Genomic DNA, 20,411 nt, shown 5'->3' with positions numbered 1-20,411 from the left:
GCGATAGTCAGCGAGAAGACCCGATCATATTGCAAGTGCGTACCGGGGAGCCAGCAATATAAGCCAGAATATTCTCGGCTAGCTGCTGTAGCAGCAATTGCATCGACTCGGTGGTAGCCCAGGCAATATGTGGACTGAGCAACAGATTCGGTAGTGCGCCGGTCAGAAATGGATGATCGGCCGGCGGCGGCTCTTGCGTCAACACATCAAGTGCTGCACCGGCCAGCCGGCCTTGTTGTAAAGCCAGCAGCAGTGCGGCTTCATCAATCAGCGCGCCACGGGCCGTGTTGATCAGCAATGCGTTGGGTTTTAGCCAGCTCAGTTGTACACTGCCCAATAACGGTGGCATGTTGGCCTGTGCCGGACAATGCAGGCTGACGACATCTGCTTTTGCCAATGCCTCGCGAAAGGCCACGCGGCCCGGACGGATAGTGCTGGCATCGGGGCGTTCTGACAGACAAATCTGCATGCCAAAAGCTTTTGCCAGTTGCGCGGTCGCCTGACCTAAACCACCGTAGCCGACCACCGTAAAAATTTTCCCCTGCAGACTTTGCACCGGTTGCTGATGCAGGCAAAACACCGGGCTCTGACTCCATTTTCCGCTCAAGACCGCCTGCTGTTGCTGCCAGATCTGATTGTTCAGCGCCAATAACAGCGCCATGGCATGTTGTGGCACCGCACCGAGCGCATAATCCTGCACATTGCAGACCTGAATACCCTGTGCGGTTGCAGCCGCGAGGTCGACATTATTGGTGCCGGTGGCGGCAATACAAATCAGTCTGAGTTGTGGTGCAGCAGCCAAAATGGCAGCATTCAGCACCACTTTGTTGCTAATCACTATGCTGGCGTTGTGGATGCGCTTTGACACTTCCGCAGCGCTGGTCGTCGGGTAACAACGCAGTTGGGTGCCTTCAATTTGCAGCACCGATAAATCGGCGCCTGCCATAGTGTCCGTATCCAGAAACACAATTTGCTGCATCAGCCTGAGTCCTTTTCGTCAAAAGGTTGCTTTTACCAGACCAGACCTCTAAAAATAAAGCACTTTTTAAAACAAAACAGTGGAGTTGGTCCTTGGCACAGCAGTGGCATTGTGAACAATGGGCCCGAACAGTGGCGAAGCAGGTCTGTCTGCTTTGCTTATCTGTCTGTATAAGCGTTGGCTTCCCGCTGCAGGCTAAAACGGTCACGGTGGCTGCGGGTGCCTGGGGAGATATGACGGCTGCCAATGGCGGAGGCCTGTATTTTCAAGTGTTGCGAGAGGCGCTTGGTGGAGCTGATATTGAGCTGAAATTCCGGGTGGCGAACTGGAAGCGGGCCAAGCAGATGTTTTATGCCAACCGGGCTGACTTGTTGCTTGCTGATTATCGCAGTGTCGGTAGCCGGCAGTTTTTCCCGCTCTGGCATCTTGATATGGATCCGCCGGTCGTGTTGTTCAGTTTGCAGACTTTTGTTTCGGCCGAAAAGCTGAAAGACAAAACGGTGGGGTGGCTGCTCGGCTATGAGTTTGATCAGTTTTTGCCAGTGTCAGTCAATGGCGTTGAAGTGTCTGCTGAACAGTTTGGCTTCGACATGCTGGAGTACGGCCGGCTGGACGCCTATATCAGTTATGATAACAATGTGCCGCAAACGCTCAGACCCAAATTAAAACGTCTACAACTGGCGCCGGCACAACCGTTATATCCGGTATTCCAGAATACCTTTGCGGGCCGCCAACTTGCCGCAGAATTTGATCGCGGCATGCAACGGTTGTATCAAAGCGGTCGCTTAGCGCAAATTTATGCCGAGCATTTTCAGCAAGCGGGGTTTCCTGCGCTTCAGCGGTAAACCACGTCTTTATACATCGGAGCCAGCTTCGCCAACAGGCGGTTTTGGGCGCCAACCGGTACCTTCTGTGCGGTCATCACTTTGATTAAGTGATCAACCAGATTATCAAAATCGGCCTGAGTGATTTGAAAACCGGTATGGCTTTCCTGCATCGTTGCACCGCTATATCTGCAGGGGCCACCACTCAGCTCACACAGCTGTTCAATCAATAGTTTACGAAAACGCGCGATATCTGTGTCTTTAAAATGCTGCACGATCTGCGGGTCTTGTTCAATTTCCACCAGCAGCCCATCAACCAGCTGGGTCACGCCGGTTTCGGCCCCCAGCTGCTGATATAACCAGTCTTTCGGTTCAGGTGCGCTGCTGCAGCCAACCAGCAATAACAACAGGGCAGAGCGGACTAAAACGACCATGTGGACTCCAGCGCCAGGTAATATCCGGTTTGATTCTCAAAGGTCGCGATGCTGCCAAGATCAACATGGCCCGCGACCAGACTCAGGTGTTTATTGGCGAACCAGGCGACAAAGACATCACGCCAGTGATCTTCGCGGGCAAACGCCAGTTCATTGGGTTTTTGCTTAAATTCAGCGCCGATGGCCCACTGTGGGTTGAACAGCATGACCGCCGAAAATTCGCTGACCCATTGATAATCATCATTACTGACAGTGCCAAAACCGAGCAATCCGGTTTGTTGGCCTTTGGTGGCGCGCACTGTAGCGTTGAGTAAGATGTTGCGTCCCCATAAGGCATCAAACCAGACTTTACTAGCTGCAACATAAACATCAGTCCCGCTGTCATGGCGGGCGCCGACAGCTGTAGGGATGGCAAAATCGAGTTGTTTTTTCAGTTGTAGACCAACACTGATCTGCGGCATTGCGGTATAAAGCAGCTCGCCGGCGACTTTATATTTCAGGCCGATGATTTGTTGGTTCAGCTCACCGCCCATCGTATCGAGTTTTAATTCCTGCCGGCCAAAACTCAGTTCGTATTTGTTGTCATAGGACAGGCCAATGCCTTTGCTGTTCAGCGTAAAATCGTCAACACCCACCTGACTGGCATAGCCTGTCACTGACCATTGGCCAGAGCTGCCATAGCCATTGATCACGGCCCATGGCACGATGCCACCCCCGGCAGCACCTTCGATGCTAGTGGCACCGCCGGTGGCCAGTACTTTGCTGCCGGCGGCAGCGACATGCAGACTGCACAGCAATAATGCCGTACTCAGGAGCGGTTTTTTCATGAAACCTCGGGAAACCATCTGGCATTGTTTTGCTGAAACTCGGTCAGCCAACCGGTCAGATCCGCGGCTTTCAGCGGTTTGGCGAAATAATAGCCTTGTACTTTGTCTATGCCGGCAGCCTGCAATTTGGCGAGACCGGCCAGATTTTCCAGCCCTTCGGCGGTCACCAGTAAACCGAGACCATGTGCCAGCTCGGTTGTGGTCTGTACGATCAGCGCATCATTATGATTGTGTTCAATATCTTTGACAAAGGCCCGGTCAATTTTCACTTCATGGACCGGCAGGCGTTTCAGATATGCCAGCGACGACTGGCCGGTGCCGAAGTCATCAATGGCCAGTTCAATGCCCATTTCGCGTAACGTCTGCAGGTTCTGGATCACCTGTTCCGGATCCTGCATCACTGCGCCTTCCGTAACCTCCAGCGCCAGTGCTGATGCCGGCAGCTGGTGCTGTGCCAACAGCGCCGCGATTTGCCCCGGTAAGTCACTGCTGAGTAAATCATAGGCCGACAAATTAACTGCAACCGTCAGTTCGATGCCTTGTTGCCGCCATGCCGCCAACTGATCGATCACCTGTGCGATCATCCAGTCGGTGACCCGTGAAATCAGGCCAGAATGCTCGGCAAGACGAATAAATTCATCCGGCGGCACAAAGCCGAGTTGTGGATGTTGCCAGCGGATCAACGCTTCCGCTGAGTGCGCAGTGCGGCCAAGCAGACTGACTTTAGGTTGATACACCACAAACATATGACCGGATTGCAGCGATAACGGTAGATCGTGTAATAAAGTCAGTTCCCGTTGATGGCTTTCATCCTGACCCGGCTGGTATTCGGCAATCAACTGATGGCTGGTTTTGGCATGCACCATCGCGATCTCGGCCCGGCGTAGTGCATCGTTCGCGGTTCCAACCGACGCAGCGGCAGGAGCCGGCGCCTGATACAAAGCCAATGCCAGCTTCAGATTTAACCGGGAATTATCCAGCGTAAAATCGTAAGACAGGAGTTGTTGCAATGCGGGCAGGTCTTTTTGCTGGATCGGTGTTGGACTGACCAACAGAAATTCATCCCCACCGAGCCTCGCGATCATCGATGCAACTGGCCGCGCTTTCACTAAGCGTTGTGACAGCTGCACCAACAGGGAATCGCCATTTTTATAACCAAAGGCGTCGTTGACGTGTTTAAAATCTTTGATGTTGATCAGCAATAACCACAGTGGCTGACTGCTGAGCAAGGCGGGTAGCTGCAATTCGACCAGATGACGGTTAGCAAGGCCAGTCAGAGTGTCGTGCTGCGCCTGAAACAGAATTTGTTGTTCACGCTGGCGGATATCCTGCTGCATCTTTTGCAGGGTTTCACTGAGTAAACCCACTTCTCCGCGTTTGATCGACGGTGCCTGCAACGCCTGGCCCAGACCGATAGCCCGGGCAAACTGGGTCAGCAGCTGTAGTGGCTTGGTAATACTGCGCGCAAGCGCCACGGCAAACAACACGGCGAGTGTCAGGCCGAGGCCAAAAATAGCTAATAACTGGGTGCGTGCCTGTTGATAGGTTTCCTGCCAGGGCGCAGTCGACAAATGCAACAGGGCACTGATAGTCCCGGCGCGGTCCAGCGGACGCTCGGTGGTCAGCAGTGGCTGGTCCAGTACTTTGAGTGAGATTGGAGCTGGGACTGCGGTTAAGTCCATCTGTTGTGCCGGTCCCAGCGTAGATGCCAAGAGTTCTGCACCAGCAGTGCCACGGCCAAACACAAAACTGATATCCAGGTCGGTCAGCGCTTTAATCTGGCCGGCGAGTGCGGTATCCAGCGCAAATCCCATTGCGACCCAGGCGATCAGCTGCGGCGCTTTAACGGGGACCATCACCATTTGATAAGCGTTGTTGCCAATATGCACGATATCCGACACAGAATCCTGACCGGATAAGCGCATATCTTTAAATAACTGCGTGATTTGGTCGGCACTGACGTCTTGGCCGCTGCTGGCGATCAGCTCGCCCTGAGGGGTCAGTAACACGGTCAGTGTGGCGTCGATGCGGCTGCCATGATTTTCCAGTACCGACGAAATAGTGTCCTGTTCACGTAACGCGACGGCTTGGCGAAAGCCAAAATCGCTGGCGACCAGCCGCACTGAATTGCCCAACTGCGTGGCTCTGTTGCTGAGAGCCTCCTGAAATACCCGGCTGGCAACATCCAGCGCCTGGCGGGCCTGTGCGGCACTGTCGCGTTGCATTGCGCCAAGCGCTGCAAAGCCCATGGCAACCGTCATAAAGGTCAGCATGCCCAGTAATAACAGGATCAGACGACTACGCAATGAATCTAACATGCCACCTCTAGCCGGTGTTCAGCAGTAAGCACTCGGAGTGCGTCTACTGATTATTCAATTGATACAACAGATTAACCTGATTTTACCCAGAAGGGCGAAAGCAACAACCATAGCAGTTAATTAAGTCTGACTCAAAGATCTGTGATGGATTGGCGCTGTAAACAGACGAGTGGCGGTGAGACTTACCAGGATAAAAAAAACCGCTGAGATCAGCGGTTTTTTTCAACAGAGACTGGCTTAAGCGCGGCGGCGCGCCAACATCAGCAGTGCCGGTAACAGCAGCAGGGCTGTCGCAGGCGCTGGAATTGCTGGACCAGCCACATTCACCATGCCGTTTTGGCTGCTGAAGTCTGTCACTTTGTCACCAAAGCCATCAGTCAGTTCAATCTTGCTCAGCAACAGTTTATGCACACCGCTGTTTAACGCTTTGAAGGTGATGGTCGCTAAGGTGAAATCCGGGCCTTGCACGTCAGCCAGATCCCAAGCTAAGTCAAACAGATTCATTTCGCTGATCGTCAGTTTGCTGCCATTCTTGCTATATTCACCAAAGTTCGGTTCGACCGGTGAAAAGTGCGGTCCAAAGGTCACAGACTCAAAACCCAAAGCGGCTGACCAGTAACTCAGATCCAGTTTAAAACCGGCCAGACCATCTTCATAGCCTTGTACCCGGACTTGCGCTTGCACCAGATCGTTTTTCTGATATTGCGCTTTATCCAGCTCAACTTTGATCACGGTGGCCTGGCTGCTGAACGTCAGGCACAGCGCGAATAATGCAATTAACTTCTTCATATAAAATTCCTTACTACGGATTATTCGTAATTATTTGATAGCGCAACGGGCGTAAGTACACAGCGTTGCCATGGCGCGGGCGTCGCTGCTTGAAACCACGCGGTCTTTGTTAAAGTCGTATTCCAGACCCAATTTCACCCCTGATTTCAACAGTGCGTTGAACAGCGCGATGTCGTTGTTGTCGACGTCACCATCTTTATCCAGGTCGGCTGGGTTCACTGCTTTCAGCGCCAGTTCAACCACAACCGGATCATGGTCAGAGCCACGGAACGCAGTTGGTTGATAGAAGTCTGCTTGTTGCTGTGCCGTTTTATCTTCCATGTTGTAATCAAACAGCGTGGTCTCGTCGGCATTGATATGCCATTCCATCGCATAAGTGACCTGTGAAGACAATGTAGAGCTGGCCAATGCATGGTCCAGATAACCGCTTTCACCACCAAACAGGTACGAGTAACCGCGGTTGCCTTGGAATTTCTCCACCAGATTGACAAAACCTTTGCCGACCAGTGTATGGATTGGATCTTCTTTCGCATAGGCGTTTAAGTCGCCCATGATCAGCACATCTTTATCAGCAGAACCGGTTGGATTAGTGGCAAGCCACGCAGTCAGTTCATTCGCAGCCTGCACACGGGTGGCATTCCAGCAGCTCTGGCCGTCTTTCAGGTCACGATCTGGGTTGCTTGAACCGCTTGGGCAGCTACCTTTTGACTTGAAGTGGTTGACGGCAAAAGTGAACACTTCGTTATTGGATTTCTGTGTGAAACTTTGGACCAGTGGCTGGCGGTTGCCAAAACCAAACACTCCAGCGCTGGTGGTCACTGCATTACCAAGCGGCGTCACTTTGGCTGGTTTGTACAGCATACCAACGCTGATTGCATCAGTGCCAAGTGCTGTGCTGCCAGGAACTTGCACGAATTGATAGGTTCCAGCACCGAGGCGCTGATTCAACCGGCTGACTAAATCGACGATGGCGCTGGTGCTGCCGTAGCCGTCGTTTTCAATTTCCATCAAACCAACGACATCGGCGTTGATTGCGCTTAACGCCGCGACAATTTTGTCGGCCTGACGTTCAAATTCAACCGCTGTAGATGCGCCACGTGAAGTTGGGAAACCACCGCCCAGGCCATCACCGTTGAAGTAGTTCAACACGTTAGCGCTGGTTACCTTCAGGTTGCCAAGGTTACGCATGACTGGTTGTTCTTCGCGCAGATTGTTGGCGGTGAATTGCACAGTACCCGCTGGCAGTAAACGCCAGGCGCTGAAGCTATAGTCCAGGATCCCGCTTAAGTTGGTATTGACGGCATCACCAACACGGACCGGGTTGTTCATATTCAGACCTGGGGCCGGATAGATGATATTGGCCGGGTTTTTCCCGTTGACGAGGTCATCCAGCACAATTTTGCTGCGGCTGTTTTGCGATGCCAATGCCACAGCTTCAGGGGTGCCCGGACGGAACTGGTTGGTTGGTGTGAACAGACGTTGCGGTGCCAGTGTCAGCTCGCCATATGTGCCAAGGTTATAGTGATCGGCAACGACCAGTTGTTGCGGGAAGGTCACCTGCATACTTTCCAGGCTTTCCCAGTCGTTCAGGTTGCCAATAGGCAGTGTTACGCTGACCGGTTGCACAGGAGTGGCAGTGCCACAGGCAGCCAGGCCGGTACGGCGAATTTGGGTTTTGGTGAAATACTCTTCGACTTTACCGATGACACGAACTTTATCACCGACCGACGGATAATCGACCGCGGCGTCGTTGTATACGAAAATACCTTCAGAAGTGGCAGGGTTATTGTCTGAATCACTGGCTTCTTCCTGAATATAGAAACCGGTGGCAAATGCTGTGACCCGGCTGACAACCGCTTCGACAACTACAGTTTTACCAGCTTCCGGTGATGCAGCACCTGCACCTTGTACGGCACTGATTAACGTCGCGCTGTCACCACAGTTACCAATGACCGGGCCGACTGGTGGCACCACCACGCCGCCGCCACCGCCAGTGCCTGAGCCGCTATGGCTACCCAGATTAGCGAATTCGTCTTTGGCGTAAAAATCCCATTCTACACTTGGATCAAAAGCATCACTGCCATTGACGTCGCCCTGCACTACACTGCTTTTACGCACTAAAGTACGGTCGTGGGTGAAATTGTTGTTACTACCCCATGAAGTGCCCGGATCTACACCAATCTGGCCAAACACATCGATTAAATCAGCGCCTTTATATAAGGCAATTGCATCATCCCCGTTAAAGTTGCTGGTGCCGAACGTCATGTTGCTTTTGGCCGCCAGCGCAGCAGCAGACCCGGTATCAGTCAGTACCAGCGTGCTTTTGGCTGCCAGGGTGCCGCTCAGCGGGACAGTTTTGCCGGCAGTGATGGCGCCGTTAGAAAACACTTTGATGGAGTAACCAGTCAAATCCAGTGCGACATCGGCTGGGTTGTAAATTTCCAGCGCTTTATTGTTAGATGAGCCTTCGACATACTCAGAGATAAAGGGTTCTGCGTGCACAGCCGGGGCCAGCAGCATTGCCAGCAACAACATATTCAGTTTCATGATGACGTCCGTTTGTAAGAGCTTTGGTTGAATGTCCCGGACCCTGACGCAGGGTCTGAGTGGCTGGACGGCTATTCTTCTGCATGTGCTCCGACCAGGGGCTTGTACGTTAAATGACCTTTGTGACAATTTCAATAAAGGCTTATTAAGTTTTTCAGAAAATAATACAGTGCGTGTAAAAAAACCTGACACTTATTTCAGCTAAGCTATTGATCTGAGAACAGGAAAATTGCGGAAAATTTATTTACACTGCTGAGCAGTTTTTTAACGCAGTTATCTTAAATCTTAGTTTTTATCAAGAGCTTGTACTGGTGCCACTGCGACAGGAGAAAGGACAGATGATTGTAGCCCGCTGGGTGATGTTAGGGATGATGTTGCTGACGCACCAGGTTGCTGTGGCTGAACAATCGGCTAAACATTCGGCTGAACAAGCGGCTAAACAACCGGCTGACAGTCCCTGTGCCCGGGTGCAACACCGCCCCTGTGTGGCCCTGGTGCTTGGCGGTGGCGGTGCAAGGGGCGGCGCCCATTTGGCGGTATTACGCCAGCTGGAAGCGCAGCAAATCCCAGTGGATTTAATTGTCGGCACCAGCATCGGCGCTTTTGTCGGTGGTCTGTATGCGCAGGGTAAAACACCGGCCGAGATTGAAAAACTGTTGTTAGAACTGCCGTGGAGTGATGGTTTTCGTGATCGGGTGGAGCGGGATGAAGTGCCCGCTCGGCGCAAAGACCAACGCGATCAATTTCCGATCAACCTAGATTTAGGCGTTGGCCCGGAAGGCCTGCGTGTGCCCAAAGGCGTGCTGCATGGTCAGGCCATGGCGGGATTGTTGCAGCGTGCATACGGCCTGGTACCTGAGCTCAGCAGTTTTGATCAGTTGGCAGTGCCGTTTCGTGCCGTTGCCACTGATTTAACCAATCGCGAAGCTGTGGTGCTGAGTCATGGCAATCTGTTGCATGCGGTCCAGGCATCGATGTCCATTCCCGGCGTTGTGCGGCCGATGATGTGGCAAAACCATCTGTTGGTCGATGGCGGCGTGGCTAACAATTTACCGATCAGTGTGGCTAAAGCATTGGGCGCCGAGCATGTCATTGCGGTGTCGATTGACTCCCCATTGCTGGCAGGCAACGAGTTAAACAGTGCGATGGCAATCACTGAGCAACTGACCAACTTTCTGGTCGCAGAAGCGGTCAGCCGGCAGCTGGCATTACTGGGGCCCGCTGATGTGCTGATCCAGCCGCAGCTGAAAACTGTTGGCACGCTGGATTTTGATAAAATGCCGCAGGCCATCGCCGCCGGGCAGGTTGCGGTCACGGCGGCCCGCACCGCACTTGGCCGCCTCAGCCAGCCGGCATTGTATGCAGCCTGGCAACAGCAGCGTGTGACCAAGCCACAGCAAATTGAACTGACCGGTGTCGCGCTGGAAAACCACACGTCGCTGGATGACCAGTTGCTGTTGCAGCGCTTAAATTTGCCGTTGCAGCAACCGGTATCGTTACTGACGGTGCAGCAAGGCGTCCGGCGTATTTATGGTCTGGATATGCTGGAGCGCGTCAGTAGCACTTTGCAACAGGACGCTGAAGGCAAACAGCGGCTGCTTTTGAAAGCAGAAGCCAAAAGCTGGGGGCCGGCTTATCTGAACTTTCGGTTTGCGCTGGAAGATGATTTTGAAAATACCCACAACTATCAGCTGGCGGCGTCCCATCTGTGGACCGGTTTGTCGGCCTATGGCGCTGAACTGGAAAATGTTGTGGCGCTGGGTACTGACAAGCAGTTGGCCAGTACTTTGTATTGGCCGCTTGGATTGTCCGGTTTTTATGGCGAGTTGAAGGTAGATCAGAGCCGCACTGTATTTAGTCTGGAAGATGATGCCGGGCGCTCCGGCGGCGAATTAAACCAGCGCGAGCTGGCTTTACGCGCCGCTTTGGGCTGGGAGCCGGTCGACCCACTGCAGATCTCATTTGGATTACAGCGTCGGGACGGGCGTTTCCGCCTGCCCGCCATCCTGGCGCAACAACTACCGTTCGACCGCCTGCCGTATTTACGCCGCGGCACCAATATGCAAATGAGTTATGACACGCTAGATAGCCGTAGTTTCCCCAGTCGTGGTGTACGGGTTGACGCCAACTGGCAGCAGCTGAATGATGATTACCTGTCGGTGCGTAGTCAAAGCCAGTCGTATGGCTTACAGGCGCAGGCGGCACGGCAGTGGCAGTCGCATATTTTGCGCGGCCGGCTGAGGTTTGACCGCGTTGATGGCCCGAATAATCTGGTTGAGCTGGATCAGTTTTCGCTGGGCGGTTTACTGAACCTGTCGGGTTACCCGAAGAACTTTTTGTTCGGTTCCGAGATACAGTTTGCCAGCCTGGTGTATCAGTACCAGTGGCCGGAGTCGCGGCTCAGTCTGTTTAAAGCGCCATTTTATCTGGGCACGTCGCTGGAGCGGGGGCTGGTGCGGCAGTCGCGGTTCAGCGCTGTACGCGATGTACAGGTGGATGACTGGATTTGGGCCGGCAGTATTTTTGCCGGCTGGGACAGCCCATTTGGGCCGCTGTATCTGGGTTATGGTCAGGCTGACTCTACAGCAGCAGATCAACCATATCGGTTTTATCTGTCATTAGGGCAAACCTTTTGATCCAAGGAGTGAAAAGAGTGACAGACGGCACATCAACGCAGGACGTGATCCTGGCAATAGATCAGGGCACCTCATCAAGTCGCGCCATGTTATTTGACCGCAATGGCGTGGTGCTGGCGCAAGCCCAGCAAGAACTGGCCTGCACTTATCCGCAAACCGGCTGGGTTGAACAGGATGCCGAGGCGCTGTGGCTATCGGTATTGACGGTTTGTCGCGAAGTACTGGCTCAGGCCGACAGCTTGCAGTTGAAAGTCTGTGGCATAGGCATCACCAATCAGCGCGAAACAACTTTGTTGTGGCGCCGTGACAGCGGTGATGTGGTGGCTCCGGCTATCGTCTGGCAAGACCGGCGCACGCTGGCTTATTGTCAGCAGCTGCAGCAACGCGGTCATCAGGCTTGGGTGAGTCGGCGCACCGGTTTGTGCCTGGACCCTTATTTCTCCGCTTCCAAGCTGAACTGGCTGTTGCAGGATCCGGCGCTGCGTCTGGCGGCAGAGCAGGGTGAGCTGGCGTTTGGCACCGTGGATAGTTTTATCCTGTGGCGGCTAACGCGTGGCCTTGTGCATGCCACTGATACCACCAATGCCAGTCGTACCTTGCTGTTTGGCATTCAGCAGTTGCAATGGGACGCTGAATTACTCGAGCTATTTGATATTCCAGCGCAAATTCTGCCACAGGTGCGCCAGAGCGCCGATGACTATGGCCGCACTGACCCACACTGGTTTGGTCGTGAATTGCCGATTGTGGCCTTGGCTGGTGATCAACAGGCTGCGGCGATCGGTCAGGGTTGTGTACGGGCCGGCGGCCTAAAAAGTACTTATGGCACGGGCTGTTTTGCGCTGTTGAACACCGGTGAACATTTACTGCAGTCCAACCATCAGCTGCTCAGTACTGTGGCCTGCACTGTGCAGGGGCAGACGCAATATGCCTTAGAAGGCTCGATTTTTGTCGCCGGCGCCGCGGTGAAATGGCTGCGTGACCAGCTTGGTCTGATCAAGGATGCGGCAGAAACGGAAACGCTGGCGGCTAGCCTGACCGACAATGGCGGTGTTTATCTGGTGCCGGCTTTTACTGGCCTTGGCGCGCCGTACTGGCGGCCAGAGTTGAAGGCGCAGTGGTCCGGCTTAACACTCGGTACCGGCAAAGCCCAGCTGGCCCGTGCGGTGTTGGAAGCGGTTGCCTATCAGACTGCTGATTTATTACAGGCAATGCGTGCCGACGGTGCTGCTTTGTTAAGCCTGCAAGTGGATGGTGGCATGGTGAATAACAGCTGGTTCTGTCAGTTTCTCGCAAACGTGTTAGATATCAATGTGATGCGCCCGTTGCAGACCGAAACGACAGCCTTTGGTGTCGCCTTGCTGGCTGGGATCCAGCTTGGCTGGTATGCCGATTTGGACGCACTGCCGGATTTGGTCAGAGCTGAATCCTGGTTTTATCCGAATTTAAGCGCCGGTCAACGCGCAGAACTACTGGCTGGCTGGCAGCGCGCGGTGGCGCAATTGCTGGCAACGGAGAATCCCTGATGTTATTGAAATATCTGCAAAATGTGCAGCAGGGTAAAGCGGTCAATTATCAAAAATTACTGGCATTATTGCCACCAGCGTATTATCAGCGCCGCACTGAGCTGTTTAAAGTTAAAGCCAGCGGCGCCGGCAAATGGCAGGTCAGTATTGCCGATACGGCATTGTTTCAGGCCCTGCTACAAAGTGCCGGAGCGCCCGCTGATCGGGTCACGGCGAGCTTGCAGGGCGATTCACACCGGGTGCAAACCTCACATTGTTATTTGCTGCTGTACCACGAAGCTTGTGCCAGTCCAAGGCCGGATCTGGTGCTGGCGGCCGGCAGCGCGGCAGGCGATGGGTTGGCACAGCTGAGCCTTGGCTTCGCGCCAAAACCAACCTTGTTGCTGATTGAAAACGAAGAAAACTTCTTCCGTTATCCGCAAGTGCTGGCGCTGTGTAGCCGGATGCTGGCGCAGTCTTTTGCGCTGACCAACTGTGATGTTGCGCTCGCTGCTGGTTCCCGTATCGGTTCAGCGTTGTTAAGCCCTTTGCTGGAGCAATATCAGCAGATTTATTGCGCTTTTGATTTTGACAGTGCTGGCCTCGAAGTATTTGACCATTTGCGCAAACGCTATGGCAGCAAAGTGCAATTTGTCGTCGCGCCGGATTTGACATCCTGGCTGGATGGATTTCGTGCTGAACCGAAAAACCAGGCCCAATTACAGCGCGCGGTCGAGCTGGCCGATCAGCATCAACTGTATGGTCTGGCGCAGGCGTTTTTGCAGCGCAAACGTTTTTTAGAGCAGGAAGTGTTGCTGGCGGAACAATAAAAGTCTGGGGCGGAACTTGGTACTTCACCGCACATCAGCCAACGGCTAGCGCTTAAAACGGCGCTCATTTAAAACGGTGTCAATAAAGTACGGATCACCGGTTTTAACGCAATCAAAACCGTGTCGCGGTCCAGTTGCGGATTCAGCACCCGGCGGATCATCAGGCCGCCAAACAGTGCAAACATCACGCTGACCCTGCTGTCGAGCTCAACGTCCGGCAGGTCACACACCAGGCTGCCGTCCCGGCGCAGCAGTTGTTTCATCAGCCGGCGGGCTTCAACGTCTGTAGCCTGCAACGACAGCGCTACTTTGTCGTTACGTGCCGCTTCTGAAATCATTTCTAGTTTTAATGCGGCTTTTTCTATGTCCAGATGTTTGTCGACACCGTCTTCACAGCCATCGAGCATGACGTCCAGCAGCGGCCCTTCGGCCTGTAAAAAGCCGTTAAACACCGAAAACATCTCTTCCATATCACGCTCAATAATGGCGTCGATGATGGCGTCTTTGCTGTCGAAATAGTTGTAGATATGGCCCGGGCTCATACCGGCGGTTTTGGAGATCTCGGCCATGCCGGCGCCATGATAACCGCGGCGGCGGAAGCAATCTGAAGCAGCGTCCAGCACCTGCAAACGCCGGCTTTGTGCCAGCATTGGGTCTTGCCGTCTGGTTTTTGTATTCATTTTGCTTCCTCCGCTTATAGGTTTACTGCGTGACAGCCGCTGCAGTGGTGCTTTGCCAGCCACCGCCGAGTGCTTTATACAAGCCGAGTTGGGCTTGTTGATAACTCAGACGGGCGCTGGTCAGCTGTTGCCGTGCACTATACCAGCTGCGCTCGGCATCCAGCAGCTGCAGATAGCTGTCGGCACCGGCATCAAAACGGGCCTGACTGAGCTGTTTACTGCGAAAACTGCTCTGTTCCAGCGTTTGCAGCGCGCTTAACTGCGCCTGATACCCGGCTTTGTCGGCCAGCTGGTCAGACACATCGCGAAATGCCTGCAGGATCTTCTGCTGATAAGTTTCGAGCGCGATAGTACGGTCTGTTTCGGCCAGCTGCAAGTTAGCCTGGGTGCGGCCCATATTAAAAATCGGCAGGCTGATATTTGGCACGAAGCTCCAGCTGCCACTACCACCGGCAAACAACCCACTGAGTTCATTGGATGCGGTCCCGGCATTTGCGGTCAGGCTGATCGACGGGAAAAACGCCGCCCGCGCCACACCGATATTGGCGTTGGCCGCTTTGAGCTGATGTTCAGCCTGCTGAATATCCGGCCTTTGTGTCAGCAGCAGCGACGGGCTGCCTGCCGCGAGTTCCGGCAGCGTCAGATGGTCTTGCGCTGTTGGCAATAAAGCGCTGAGATCGGCCTGCGGCTGGCCCAGCAACAACTGCAGGGCATTCAGATCGCGCTGCAGCAAACGCTGATACCGCGCTATATCGGCCTGGCTGGTTGCCAGCAGGCTTTGCTGCTGGCTCAGCGTCAGCTCTGACGCCGCGCCCAGCGCGACTTTACGCTCGGTCAGCTGCAGGCTCTGCTGATAACTGGCAGCACTATGCTGGGCCAGAGTCAGCAATTGCAGATTGCTGGCATAGCTGTACCAACTGCCGGCCACTTCAGACAGCAGACTAACGGTTGCAGCCCGCTGCGCAGCTTCACTGGCAAACAGTTGTTGCTGCGCCTGTTCGGATTGATTCCGCACCTTGCCGAACAGGTCCAGCTCCCAGCTGCTGCCAACCGTGACACTGGCTTGCTGCTGAATAGATGCACTGCCGTTTTGGCCCCCGTTTTGGCTTAGATCTGCCGGCAGCCGTTGCCGGCTTTGACTGGCGGATAAATCCAGCGCCGGATACCGGTTGCTGTCGGTGATTTGGTACAACGACCGCACGCGGTCGACATTCAGCACGGCCAGACGCAGATCCTGGTTTTGCGCCAGCGCCTGCGTGAGCAGCTGCTGCAGCCGCGGATCCTGAAAAAATGTCTGCCAGGTTGGCACTGCTGTGTGCTGAGTTCCGAGTGGCACTGCAGCATACTGGGTCGGCACTGCGGCAGGAGTTGCCGGTAAATCCGGTGCTAAAGAACAGCCGGTCAGCGCACTGGCGGTCAGCACGCTGAGTAGCTGCAGGCGGAACCTGCGGGTACTGCCTGTTGGTTTTGATTGCATCAACATCTAAAACTCCTTAACCCTGGGTATCAGCGGCAGGTTTGGCCGGGAATACCCGGCGCACCAGCACAAAAAACAGCGGAACAAACACCACAGCCAGAATACTGGAGGCTAAAGTGCCGCCAATTACCGAGATGCCGAGCGCGTTTTGCGCGCCAGAGCCTGCGCTCGATGCAATCGCCAGCGGCAATACACCACAGATAAAGGCCATCGACGTCATCAGGATCGGTCGCAGTCGTAACCGCACCGCTTCAATCGCCGCGTCGATCAGCCCCAGCCCTTGTTCCATCCGGGCGATGGCAAATTCGACGATCAGGATGGCGTTTTTCGACGCCAGACCAATAGTGGTCAATAGCCCGACCTGCAGATAGATGTCGTTGGACAGCTGGCCGACCAGCGCAGCCAATGCCGCACCAAATACGCCAAGCGGCACAATCATCATCACGGCTGCAGGGACTGACCAGCTCTCATACAGCGCCGCCAGACAGAGGAATACCACCAGCAACGACAGCGCATACAGCAGCGGCGCCTGGCCACCACTTAACCGTTCCTGATAAGAAATGCCGGTCCATTCAAAACCAACACCCGGTGGCAGTTGTTTCACCAGCTGTTCCATTTCTTCCATTGCCTGACCTGTGCTGTAACCCGGTGCTGCAGCGCCCTGAATTTCCATCGCAGAGAAGCCGTTGTAGCGTTCCAGCCGTGGCGAGCCGTAGCTCCAGTGACTGCTGGCAAAGGCGGCGAATGGCACCATGTCGCCCTTGGCATTGCGGACGTACCATTTATTCAGATCTTCCGGTGCCATCCGGCTGTCCGATGCGCCTTGCAGGAAGACTTTTTTCACCCGGCCGCGGTCAATAAAATCATTGACGTAGCTGCTGCCCCAAGCGGTGGCTAGCGTGCTGTTGATATCCGCCTGACTGATCCCCAAGGCTTCTGCTTTGGCTAAATCAATATCGAGTTTCAGCTCTGGGGTATCTTCCTGGCCATTGGGCCGTACGCCAGCCAGCACCGGACTTTTGGCGGCCATGCCAAGCAACATATTGCGTGCCTGCAGCAGCTGGTCGTGACCGAGGCCTGCGCGGTCCTGCAGATAGATGTTAAAGCCATTGGCTGTGCCGAGTTCCACCACCGCTGGCGGCGGGAAGGCAAACACAAATGCTTCTTTAATGGTGGAGAAATAGCCCATCGCCTTCCCGGCGACGGCGCCGACACTCAGATCCGGCCGCTGCCGCTCATCCCAGTGCTTCAGGTTCACAAAGCCAATCGCCGCATTTTGACCGGAGCCGGCAAAACTAAAGCCTGCCACAGTGAAAATGGATTTGACCGCTTCCTGTTGATCGACCAGAAAGTGTTGTTCCATTTTTTCTACCACACCCAGCGTTTGCTCTGTGGTGCTGCCAGCGGGCAACACGACCTGATTAAACAAAATGCCCTGGTCTTCGTCCGGTAAAAACGCCGACGGTAACTGACTGAAGATGTAGATCAGACCACCAAAAATCAGGCCATACAGCAGCAGGTATCTTTTGCTTTGCGCAATCATTTTGGCGACAAAACTTTGCGTGCCCTGATTGGTTTTATCAAAACCACGGTTAAAGCCGCCAAAGAACCGTCCGGCCAGCGACCCCGGCTGATGTACATGGCTGGGTTTTAACAACGTCGCACACAGCGCTGGCGTTAACACCAGGGCGACCAGCACCGACAAGGCCATGGCGGACACCAGCGTGATGGAAAACTGCCGGTAAATCACCCCGGTTGAACCGCCAAAAAACGCCATTGGTACAAAGACTGCCGACAGCACCATCGCGATGCCGACCAGCGCGCCTTTGATTTCATCCATCGACTTGCGGGTTGCTTCCAGCGCCGACAGTTTCTCTTCGGTCATCACGCGCTCGACGTTTTCCACCACGACGATGGCATCGTCGACCAGCAAACCAATCGCCAACACCATCGCAAACATCGTCAGTGTGTTAATCGAATAGCCAAAGGCGTACAGGATGGCAAAAGTACCGAGCAACACCACCGGCACGGCGATAGTCGGGATCAGCGTGGCGCGGAAGTTCTGTAAAAACAGATACATCACTAAGAACACCAGCACTATGGCTTCAATCAGCGTGTGTACGACTTTTTCGATGGATAAGGACACAAAAGGCGTGGTGTCGTAGGGCACCACCGCTTTGAGGCCGGCCGGGAAAAATGGTGTTAAATCGGCCAGTGCCTGCTTGACGCCGTCGGCGGTATTCAGCGCGTTGGCACCGCTCGCCAGTTTAATGCCGATGCCTGAGGCTGGTTTGCCATTGTAGCGGGCGACGACGTTGTAGGTTTCACCGCCAAGCTCGACTGTCGCGACATCACTGAGCTGCACTACGCTGCCATCCGCGGCGCTTTTCAGCAGAATATTGCGGAACTGTTCCGGCGTTTGCAGCCGGCTTTGTGCCGTCACGGTTGCATTCAGTTGCTGGCCCTGCATCGCAGGTAAACCGCCAATCTGGCCTGCCGACACCTGAGCGTTTTGTGCCACGATAGCTGCGCTAACATCGGCTGGCGTCAGGTTGAAATTCTGCAGCTTGGCCGGGTCAAGCCAAATGCGCATTGCATATTGTGAACCAAATAGCTGGACTTCGCCGACACCCTCGACGCGCGAAATAATGTCCTGCACATTCGATGCAACATAATCGCCGATGTCGATGTTGGTCATGCTGCCGTCTTCGGAAACAAAACCGACCACCATCAGAAAGTTACGGGCTGATTTGGCCACAGTGACGCCCTGACGCTGCACTTCCTGCGGCAACAATGGCGTCGCCAGTGCCAGTTTGTTCTGCACTTGTACTTGCGCGATATCCGGATCAGTTTCGGCGTTAAACGTCAGCGTCAGTGTGACCTGGCCGCTGGACTCCGAGGTAGACGACATATACATCAGGCCGTCCAGTCCTTTCATTTTCTGTTCAATCACTTGCGTGACAGTATCTTCCAGCGTGCGGGCGGAAGCTCCGGGATAACTGGCGCTGACACTAATGGCCGGCGGCGCAATCGATGGATACTGAGCGACCGGCAGGGCACGGATCGCCAGCACACCGGCCAGCATCACCATGATCGCCAATGCCCAGGCAAAAATCGGTCTGTTGATGAAAAAATGCGACATCGGGAACCTCGCTTAACGGGCCGCAGCCGGTGCTGCCGGGGCAGAACCTTTGCTGGCAGTGACTGCAGAAGACGAGACTGCAGAAGAAGAGACTTCAGTGGAGGTCGCCGGCACCGCCTGTACCACAGCGCCGGGCCGGATTTTTTGCAGACCTTCAACAATCAGTTGGTCACCAGCCTGTAAACCGGCGGTGACTAACCAATTGCTGCCAACGGTGCGGTTGGTTTGCAGCAGACGCGGCTCCACTTTGCCGTCTTTGCTTACGACCAGCGCCGTGGCTTCACCTTTGGCATTGCGGCTGACGCCGCGTTGCGGCACCAGCATTGCGTTCGCTTGCTGACCTTCCTGCACCGTGGCGCGGACATACATGCCCGGCAGCAGCAGCTGGTCCGGATTCGGGAAACTGGCGCGCAACGTGACAGAGCCGGTATCCGGATTGACCGTCACTTCAGTGAATTGCAAAGTGCCTTTGTGGGGATAGACGGACCCATCTTCCAGTTTCAGGCTAACTTCTGTCTGGCTGGCTGCGGTGCCGATAGCGCCTTTCGCCAATGCTTGTTTCAGTGCCAGCAATTCACTGCTGGATTGCGTCAGGTCGATGTAAATCGGATCTAATTGCGTCACTGTCGCTAAGGCCTGACTTTGGCCGGTGCTGACCAAAGCGCCGGTGGTTACCGAGGATTTACCGATCTGACCGCTAATAGGCGCCAGCACTTTGCTGTAATTCAGATTGATTTGTGCCGTGCTGATTTGCGCCTTGGCGCTTTGCAAATCGGCTTTGGCCTGCAAAAAAGCCGCTTCGGCTTCATCAAAATCCTGCCGGCTGACCGCTTTGATTTTCAGCAGTTCGCGATAACGTTCGGCTTTGGCCTGCGTGCTGGCGATATTGGCTTTGGCCCTGGCTTCCGCCGCTTGTGCGCTCAGTAACGTGGCCTGAAAAGGCGCCGGGTCAATTTGATATAACGCGGTGCCGGCACTCACGGTGCTGCCTTCTGTAAAGTGGCGCGCCTGCACAATACCGCTGACTTGGGGCCGGATCTCGGCGATCCGTGCGGCCTGCACCCGGCCAGGTAATTCACGGCTTAAGGTGACATCCTGCGGTTGCAGGGTCACGACCCCCACTTGTGGGGCGGCAGGCGCTGCGCCTTGTGCGGCTGGGGCTGGCTGGCCACAGGCTGTTAAAAACAAGGCGCTGGCAAGCAGAGTGAAAGTGCTTTGCAGCAGAGGTTGGTGACGACGAATAGGCTGCATCAGAATGATCTCCAAATTAGAGTGAACGTTCATTCTAAATAAGGCCGGTGAAAAAATCAACGAGGATAATTGTCAGGATTGGGTAAATGTTGCGCTGACTTTTGTTGGCAGCTCGTCAGATTGGCGGTTATGACCGCTAAATGCTGTTTGTTTATCCAGTATTTATTTTGCTACA

General features: G+C 54.5%; 14 protein-coding genes. 4 read left to right on the top strand and 10 right to left on the bottom strand.

Annotated features, from left to right (window positions below):
- Positions 1-7: 7 nt before the first annotated feature.
- A complete protein-coding gene (locus ACFFJP_RS12960) occupies positions 8-979 on the bottom strand; it encodes a D-2-hydroxyacid dehydrogenase (RefSeq protein WP_377244605.1) in 972 nt (323 codons plus the stop codon).
- Positions 980-1,212: 233 nt separating this feature from the next.
- On the opposite strand from ACFFJP_RS12960, the gene ACFFJP_RS12955 reads away from it, so the two are divergent.
- Complete coding sequence (locus tag ACFFJP_RS12955) at positions 1,213-1,824, top strand: transporter substrate-binding domain-containing protein (RefSeq protein ID WP_377244602.1); 612 nt, start codon at positions 1,213-1,215, stop codon at positions 1,822-1,824.
- Here the strand turns inward: ACFFJP_RS12955 and ACFFJP_RS12950 are convergent.
- From ACFFJP_RS12950 to ACFFJP_RS12930, 5 genes are all read right to left on the bottom strand, one after another.
- Entirely contained in the window at positions 1,815-2,237 is a 423-nt protein-coding gene (locus ACFFJP_RS12950) for a group I truncated hemoglobin (RefSeq protein WP_377244599.1), read from the bottom strand. The genes ACFFJP_RS12955 and ACFFJP_RS12950 overlap by 10 nt on opposite strands.
- The gene (locus ACFFJP_RS12945; RefSeq protein ID WP_377244596.1) at positions 2,225-3,064 is read right to left on the bottom strand and encodes a DUF3034 family protein; all 840 of its coding nucleotides are present in this window, start codon (positions 3,062-3,064) and stop codon (positions 2,225-2,227) included. The genes ACFFJP_RS12950 and ACFFJP_RS12945 overlap by 13 nt, the downstream gene beginning before the upstream one ends.
- Positions 3,061-5,382: a bifunctional diguanylate cyclase/phosphodiesterase gene (locus ACFFJP_RS12940; RefSeq protein WP_377244593.1), complete on the bottom strand. Its 2,322-nt coding sequence runs from the start codon at positions 5,380-5,382 to the stop codon at positions 3,061-3,063. The genes ACFFJP_RS12945 and ACFFJP_RS12940 overlap by 4 nt, the downstream gene beginning before the upstream one ends.
- 237 nt (positions 5,383-5,619) lie before the next feature.
- Positions 5,620-6,171 carry a cohesin domain-containing protein gene (locus tag ACFFJP_RS12935; RefSeq protein WP_377244590.1) on the bottom strand — a complete coding sequence of 184 codons (552 nt, stop codon included), beginning with the start codon at positions 6,169-6,171 and terminating at the stop codon, positions 5,620-5,622.
- 30 nt (positions 6,172-6,201) lie between these two features.
- A complete protein-coding gene (locus ACFFJP_RS12930; RefSeq protein ID WP_377244587.1) occupies positions 6,202-8,718 on the bottom strand; it encodes an ExeM/NucH family extracellular endonuclease in 2,517 nt (838 codons plus the stop codon).
- 338 nt (positions 8,719-9,056) lie between these two features.
- Here ACFFJP_RS12930 and ACFFJP_RS12925 point away from each other — a divergent pair, with 338 nt between their 5' ends.
- The 3 genes from ACFFJP_RS12925 to ACFFJP_RS12915 are packed head-to-tail and all read left to right on the top strand — an operon-like array spanning position 9,057 to position 13,686.
- The gene (locus tag ACFFJP_RS12925; RefSeq protein ID WP_377244584.1) at positions 9,057-11,354 is read left to right on the top strand and encodes a patatin-like phospholipase family protein; all 2,298 of its coding nucleotides are present in this window, start codon (positions 9,057-9,059) and stop codon (positions 11,352-11,354) included.
- A gap of 17 nt (positions 11,355-11,371) precedes the next feature.
- Positions 11,372-12,877 (top strand): glycerol kinase GlpK, encoded by a 1,506-nt coding sequence (gene glpK, locus ACFFJP_RS12920; RefSeq protein ID WP_377244581.1) that lies wholly within the window; start codon positions 11,372-11,374, stop codon positions 12,875-12,877.
- Positions 12,877-13,686 (top strand): hypothetical protein, encoded by an 810-nt coding sequence (locus tag ACFFJP_RS12915; protein ID WP_377244578.1) that lies wholly within the window; start codon positions 12,877-12,879, stop codon positions 13,684-13,686. The genes glpK and ACFFJP_RS12915 overlap by 1 nt, the downstream gene beginning before the upstream one ends.
- Positions 13,687-13,754: 68 nt before the next feature.
- Here ACFFJP_RS12915 and ACFFJP_RS12910 read toward each other — a convergent pair whose 3' ends face one another.
- Genes ACFFJP_RS12910 through ACFFJP_RS12895 form a run of 4 tightly spaced genes read right to left on the bottom strand, consistent with a single transcriptional unit; the run spans position 13,755 to position 20,236 of the window.
- Positions 13,755-14,366 carry a TetR/AcrR family transcriptional regulator gene (locus ACFFJP_RS12910; protein ID WP_377244575.1) on the bottom strand — a complete coding sequence of 204 codons (612 nt, stop codon included), beginning with the start codon at positions 14,364-14,366 and terminating at the stop codon, positions 13,755-13,757.
- A gap of 22 nt (positions 14,367-14,388) precedes the next feature.
- Positions 14,389-15,849: an efflux transporter outer membrane subunit gene (locus ACFFJP_RS12905; RefSeq protein WP_377244572.1), complete on the bottom strand. Its 1,461-nt coding sequence runs from the start codon at positions 15,847-15,849 to the stop codon at positions 14,389-14,391.
- A 10-nt stretch (positions 15,850-15,859) separates the two neighbouring features.
- The gene (locus ACFFJP_RS12900) at positions 15,860-18,985 is read right to left on the bottom strand and encodes an efflux RND transporter permease subunit (protein WP_377244569.1); all 3,126 of its coding nucleotides are present in this window, start codon (positions 18,983-18,985) and stop codon (positions 15,860-15,862) included.
- A 12-nt stretch (positions 18,986-18,997) separates the two neighbouring features.
- Positions 18,998-20,236 carry an efflux RND transporter periplasmic adaptor subunit gene (locus ACFFJP_RS12895; protein WP_377244566.1) on the bottom strand — a complete coding sequence of 413 codons (1,239 nt, stop codon included), beginning with the start codon at positions 20,234-20,236 and terminating at the stop codon, positions 18,998-19,000.
- Between the last annotated feature and the right edge of the window lie 175 nt (positions 20,237-20,411).

Source organism: Rheinheimera tilapiae, from assembly GCF_042432165.1.
GTDB classification, from domain to species: Bacteria; Pseudomonadota; Gammaproteobacteria; order Enterobacterales; family Alteromonadaceae; genus Pararheinheimera; species Pararheinheimera tilapiae.
Note: the sequence above shows the minus strand (reverse complement) of the source record. Positions and strands in the feature narration are given on the sequence as shown.